This is a genomic window from Streptomyces spongiae, from assembly GCF_009377185.1.
GTDB lineage: Bacteria > Actinomycetota > Actinomycetes > Streptomycetales > Streptomycetaceae > Streptomyces > Streptomyces spongiae.
Genome location: NZ_VJZC01000647.1, coordinates 1 through 5,395, shown reverse-complemented (window position 1 = coordinate 5,395; position 5,395 = coordinate 1). Strand labels below are relative to the sequence as shown.

The 5,395-nt window shown below is 72.3% G+C and carries 3 protein-coding genes and 1 pseudogene; 3 read left to right on the top strand and 1 reads right to left on the bottom strand.

What is annotated here, in order from left to right; all coding sequences use genetic code 11:
- Positions 1-321, bottom strand: a pseudogene (locus FNH08_RS43700) (cysteate synthase); the annotation flags it as partial.
- A 410-nt stretch (positions 322-731) separates the two neighbouring features.
- Here FNH08_RS43700 and FNH08_RS43695 point away from each other — a divergent pair.
- The 3 genes from FNH08_RS43695 to FNH08_RS43685 all read left to right on the top strand — a co-directional run bounded on the left by FNH08_RS43695 (position 732) and on the right by FNH08_RS43685 (position 5,232).
- Positions 732-1,901 carry a thiamine pyrophosphate-dependent enzyme gene (locus FNH08_RS43695; RefSeq protein WP_152777062.1) on the top strand — a complete coding sequence of 390 codons (1,170 nt, stop codon included), beginning with the start codon at positions 732-734 and terminating at the stop codon, positions 1,899-1,901.
- 1 nt (position 1,902) lies between these two features.
- Positions 1,903-3,993: a 2-oxo acid dehydrogenase subunit E2 gene (locus tag FNH08_RS54245; protein WP_228034738.1), complete on the top strand. Its 2,091-nt coding sequence runs from the start codon at positions 1,903-1,905 to the stop codon at positions 3,991-3,993.
- A gap of 102 nt (positions 3,994-4,095) precedes the next feature.
- Entirely contained in the window at positions 4,096-5,232 is a 1,137-nt protein-coding gene (locus FNH08_RS43685; RefSeq protein ID WP_322726412.1) for an FAD-dependent oxidoreductase, read from the top strand.
- Positions 5,233-5,395: the final 163 nt, after the last annotated feature.

Below are 5,395 nucleotides of genomic sequence, written 5' to 3'. Positions count from 1 at the left end.
GGGCACGACGAGCAGGCAGGGCACCCGGTGCAGGGTGGCGGCCCAGGCGAAGGCGGCGGCGGTGTTGCCGGCCGAGGGGATCACGAGGACCGGGGGCTCGGCGGGCAGGCGGCCGAGCACGGTGTACGCCTCCAGGTCCTTGAAGGTGCAGGTGGGCAACCGCGCGCCGCGCTCAGGCCAGTGGCCGTTGAAGGCGACCCACAGGCGGTCGAGGCCGATGCGGCGGCCGAGTCGCTCGGCGTGGTGCACGACCGGTCCGGCGACATCGGGAAAGGTCCGGACGACCGGCAGCAGCGGGGCGTGCCGGAACAGCCCGGACATTTCACCGGTGTGCGTTCCGATTCCGTCGTACTCGGTGCGCAGAAAAGCCGGTTCGTGCCGACCGGGGCAGTCGAGGAGGAGGCCGTCGTCCTCGTAGCGGGTTCCGCACGAGGAACAGACGACAGTGTAGTGACGTGCTCCCGGTCGTACTCGGGACATCTTCGCTTGCCTTCCGCCGTGCCGCGTTTCGCCGCTCCATTGGAACCGGGCGTTCGAGACGAGCAGGCGACACCGGAATTACCTTTTCCCAAAGCCGAGTTGACACATGACCCGTAACCGCGCAGATACGCGGAAGACCTTTGGACTGTTCAGTTCCGCTTCACTTGTCCGTCTTCACGGGGTGCTTGATAAGGGATCGACTCCGGACAGCACCCAAGGCGCACAGGCCGTGAAGAAAGAGTGGCGGAAGTATGGGATACACGCCGACACATACAACTGGCAAGGAATGGACGGATCCCTCCCCCTGGCTACCGTCCCATGTTCCGGTTTCCTTTCTTTCATCGAAGGGTAAAACTCGGGAATTCGACGAGGCGGAAACGGCCGTGGAGACGGCGGTGGAGACGCCCCCGGTCCGGACGTACCCGGCGCCGCGGCCCGAGTCGCTGCTGACGGCCTACCGCAGGATGGTCGTGGGGCGCCGTTTCGACGAGCAGGCGACGGCGCTCGCCCGGCAGGGCCGGCTGGCGGTCCACCCCTCCAGCCTCGGCCAGGAGGCGTGCCAGGTGGGTGCCGCGCTGGCCCTGCGCGACACGGACTGGCTGTTCCCCACCTACCGCGACTGCGTGGCGCTGGTCAGCCGCGGTATCGACCCCGTCGAGGCGCTGACGCTGCTGCGCGGTGACGGGCACTGCGGCTACGACCCCGTACGGCACCGCACCGCGCCCCAGTGCACTCCCCTGGCCACCCACGCGGCACACGCCACCGGACTGGCCCACGGTGAACGACTGGGGGGCGCGGACACGGTCGCCCTCGCTCTCGTCGGCGACGGCGCCACCAGCGAGGGCGACTTCCACGAGGCCCTCAATCTGGCGGGCGTGCTGAGGGCGCCGGTGGTGTTCCTGGTGCAGAACAACGGGTACGCCATCTCCGTCCCGCGCTCCGCCCAGTGCGCGGCACCGGGCCTGGCGTACAAGGGTGTCGGGTACGGCGTCCGCTCGGAGCACGTGGACGGCAACGACGCCGAGGCCGTGCTCGCCGTCCTGACCACGGCCGTCGAGGACGCGCGGGCGGGCGGCGGCCCCTGGCTGGTCGAGGCACACACGTACCGCGTGGGCCCGCACACCAGCGCCGACGACCCGTCCCGCTACCGCCCGGCCGAGGAGGCCGAACTCTGGCAGGGCCGCGACCGCGACCCGGTCGCCCGGCTGGAGTGCGCGCTGCGCGAGCGCGGCCTGCTGACCGAGGACGACGTCAGGGCGACGGCCGAGGAGGCGGAGGCGTACGCCGCCGACGTGCGCGCGCGGCTCGCCGCGGACCCGGAAGTGGATCCCCTCACCCTCTTCGACCATGTGTTCAGCTCGCCGACGCCCCATCTGATGGAGCAACGCACCGCTCTGCGAGCCGAGTTGGAGGAACGCTGAGATGACGGCGGGAATGACGAGCAAGGCCGGCAACTCCGGCACGGCGATGGCGCAGGCGCTCAACGCCGCCCTGCGGGACGCGCTCGGCGCGGACGAACGCGTCGTCGTCCTCGGCGAGGACGTGGGCCGCCTCGGCGGTGTCTTCCGGATCACCGCCGGACTGGCCGACACCTTCGGCGACCGGCGCTGCTTCGACACACCGGTGTCCGAGGCCGGTATCGCGGGCCTCGCGATCGGCATGGCGATGGTCGGTTGGCGGCCGGTGGTCGAGATGCAGTTCGACGCGTTCGCCTACCCGGCGTTCGAACAGATCGCCTCCCACATGGCCAAGACGCGCAACCGTACCCGGGGCGCCCTCGCGCTGCCGCTGGTCGTCCGGGTCCCCTACGGCGGCGGCATCGGCGGCGTGGAGCACCACAGCGACTCCAGCGAGGCGTACTACGCGCACACGGCGGGCCTGAAGGTGGTGACCCCGGCGACGCCCGCGGACGCGTACTCGCTGCTGCGCGAGGCGATCGACGACCCGGACCCGGTGGTCTTCCTGGAACCCAAGCGCCACTACTGGACGAAGGAGGACCTCGAACTCCCGGTCCGCACCGAGCCGTTCGGCACCGCGGCGATACGCCGGAGCGGGAGTGACGCGACGGTGGTGGCGTACGGCCCGTCGGTCGCGGTGGCGCTGGACGCCGCCCACGCGGCGGCGGCCGAGGGTCTGGACGTGGAGGTGCTGGACCTGCGCACCCTCGTCCCGCTGGACGACCGCGCGCTCACCGCGTCGGTGCGGCGGACCGGCCGGTGCCTGGTGGTGCACGAGGCGCAGGGGTTCGCCGGTGTCGGGGCGGAGATCGCGGCCCGGGTGCAGGAGCGGTGCTTCGACGCGCTGCGGGCCCCCGTGCTGCGCGTCACGGGGTTCGACATCCCGTACCCGCCACCGCTGTTGGAGGGCGCCCACCTGCCGGGGACGGGCCGCGTGCTTGACGCCCTGCACCGCCTGCTGCCGTCGACGGAAGCCGAACGGCGCTCCCACAAGGCGGACTTGACGCCGATCGAGCCTTCGCCCGCTCCCGGCCGCACCTTCCGTCTTCCGGACCTGGGCGAGGGTCTGGCGGAGGCGGAGATGCTGGAGTGGCAGGTCGCGGTGGGGGACGTCGTCGCGCACGACCAGGTCGTCGCCGAGGTCGAGACGGCCAAGTCCGTGGTGACGCTGCCCAGTCCGTTCGCCGGCACGGTGACGGCCCTGCACTGCCGGACCGGTGAGGTCGTGCGGGTGGACGCGCCCCTGCTCACGGTGACGGAGTCGGGCTCGGGCGCCGTGCTCACCGGATACGGGACGAGCGCGTCGCAAGGGTGGTCACGGCCGACGACTACAGCTGGCGGAAGCGCGAGTGGCGGAGGCACAGCCACCGGAGGCGGAAATGACGAGGCGAAGTCCCAGGTCGGCACCCGTGTCGCCCTGGACGCCTCGGCCGGGAAGTTCGTCCGCGGCCATCGCGACACGCCCGCCGTGACGATCTGGGCGGATGCCGACGCCACCGCTCTGCTCGCCGCACGCGCCTCCCGCCGGACGGGCCTCATGCCCCTGCTCGCCCGCGCCTGCCTCGCCGGGCTCGCCGCCTTCCCCGAGCTCAACGCCCGTGTCGACGCCGACCGTGGGGAGATCCTCCGCCTCAGCCGCGTGCACCTGGGCTTCGCCGCGCAGACGGAGCACGGTCTGGTGGTGCCCGTCGTCCGGGACGCCGACCACCTGTCCCCTGACGGCCTCGCGGCGGAACTGCGACGGCTGACCGCGCTCGCCCGGCGCGGCGCCCTAGGGGCGGAGCACCGCACCGGCGGCACGTTCACGCTGAACAACTACGGTGTCCTCGACGTCGACGGCGCCACGCCGATCCTCAACCACCCCCAGGCCGCGATGCTCGGCGTGGGCCGCGTCACCGATCGCCCCTGGGTGGTCGAGGGCCGTCTGGAGGTGCGCAAGGTCGTCCACGTGTCGTTGACGTTCGACCACCGGGTCTGCGACGGCGGCACGGCGGCCGGCTTCCTGCGCCATGTCCTGGACGACATCACGGCTCCCGACGGGCCGGACCCACGATGACCGTGCCGCGCGGGTGCGGAACTCCTGGCCGCGGCCTGGACGTTGTCCGCAGTACCCGCGCGGCCGACCGGGGTCGGCGGGGTACGGGAGGGGAGTTCGGGAGTGGCGCGGATCATCGTCATCGGGGGCGGGACGGCGGGTTCGGCGGCGGCACTGGCCCTGCACAAGGCCGGGCTCGACGTCTCCGTGTACGAGGCACACCCCGACTCGGCCGAGGACATCGGCGCGTTCCTCACCCTCGCGAGCAACGGCATGCGGGCCCTCGCGCAGCTCGGCGCCTCCACCGCGGTCACCGGCACCGGTTTCCCGCTGACGACGATGCGCGTACTGGACGGCTCCGGCACGGAGGTGGTGAAGCGACCTCTGGCGGGTGCCGACGACCCGCTCCTCCAGTACCGGTGTCTGCGCCGTGGCGAACTCAACGCGGCCCTGCAGGCGGAGGCGGTACGCAGGGGCATCGGCGTCCGGCACGGCGCCCGGGTGGAATCCGTCGAGGAGGGCCCGGAGCACGTCACCGTGCGCTTCACCGACGGCGGCACCGCGACCGGAGACCTGCTCATCGGGGCCGACGGACTGAACTCGACGGTCCGCCGCGCGATCGCCCCCGCCGTGCAGCCCGGTTACGCGGGCGAGCACGTCTTCTACGGGTACACGACCGACGCTCCGGCAGCCGGCCCTTCAGACCTCTTCACCCTGATCCGCGGCAGCGAGGCCGCCTTCGGGTACGCGGTGAGCCCCGCCGGGGAGACGTACTGGTTCGCCCGCGTCACCGGTGACCCGCTGTCGGCCGAGGACCTCGCGAACGGCACGCCGGGCGGGTGGCGCGACCTGCTCCTCCCGCTTCTGCGCAAGGACTCCACCCCCGCCGCGGACATGGTCGCGGCCACCACCGACAGCGTCCTGGTCACCAACGCCACCGAGATGCCGCTCGCCACGACCTGGCGTTCCGGACGGGCCCTGCTCATCGGCGACGCGGCCCACGCGGCCTCTCCGGCGACCGGGCAGGGTGCGTCGATGGCGCTGGAGGACGCCGTCGTCCTCGCGAAGGCCCTGCGGGACGCTCCGGACACGGACGGCGCGCTGACCGCCTATGAGACGCTCCGCCGACCGCGCGTGGAGCACAACGTCACCACCAGCGGCCAGATCTCCCGGAACGCCCGGCCGGGCACGGCCCAGGCGCCCCTCAGCGACGAGGATCTGGCACGGCACCTGGACTGGAACATCAGCTTCTTCGCATAAGGGGTAGGGGCTGTCAGTCGGTTGGCGACTGCGGGTTCGTTGTGGCTGGTCGCGCAGTTCCCCGCGCCCCTAAAAGCCGCGCAGTTCCCCGCCCCTTTCGGGGCGCGGGCCCGCTCATCTCAGCCCCTCCGGCGTTTGAGGAGCGGGGGTCCGGGGGCTGGCC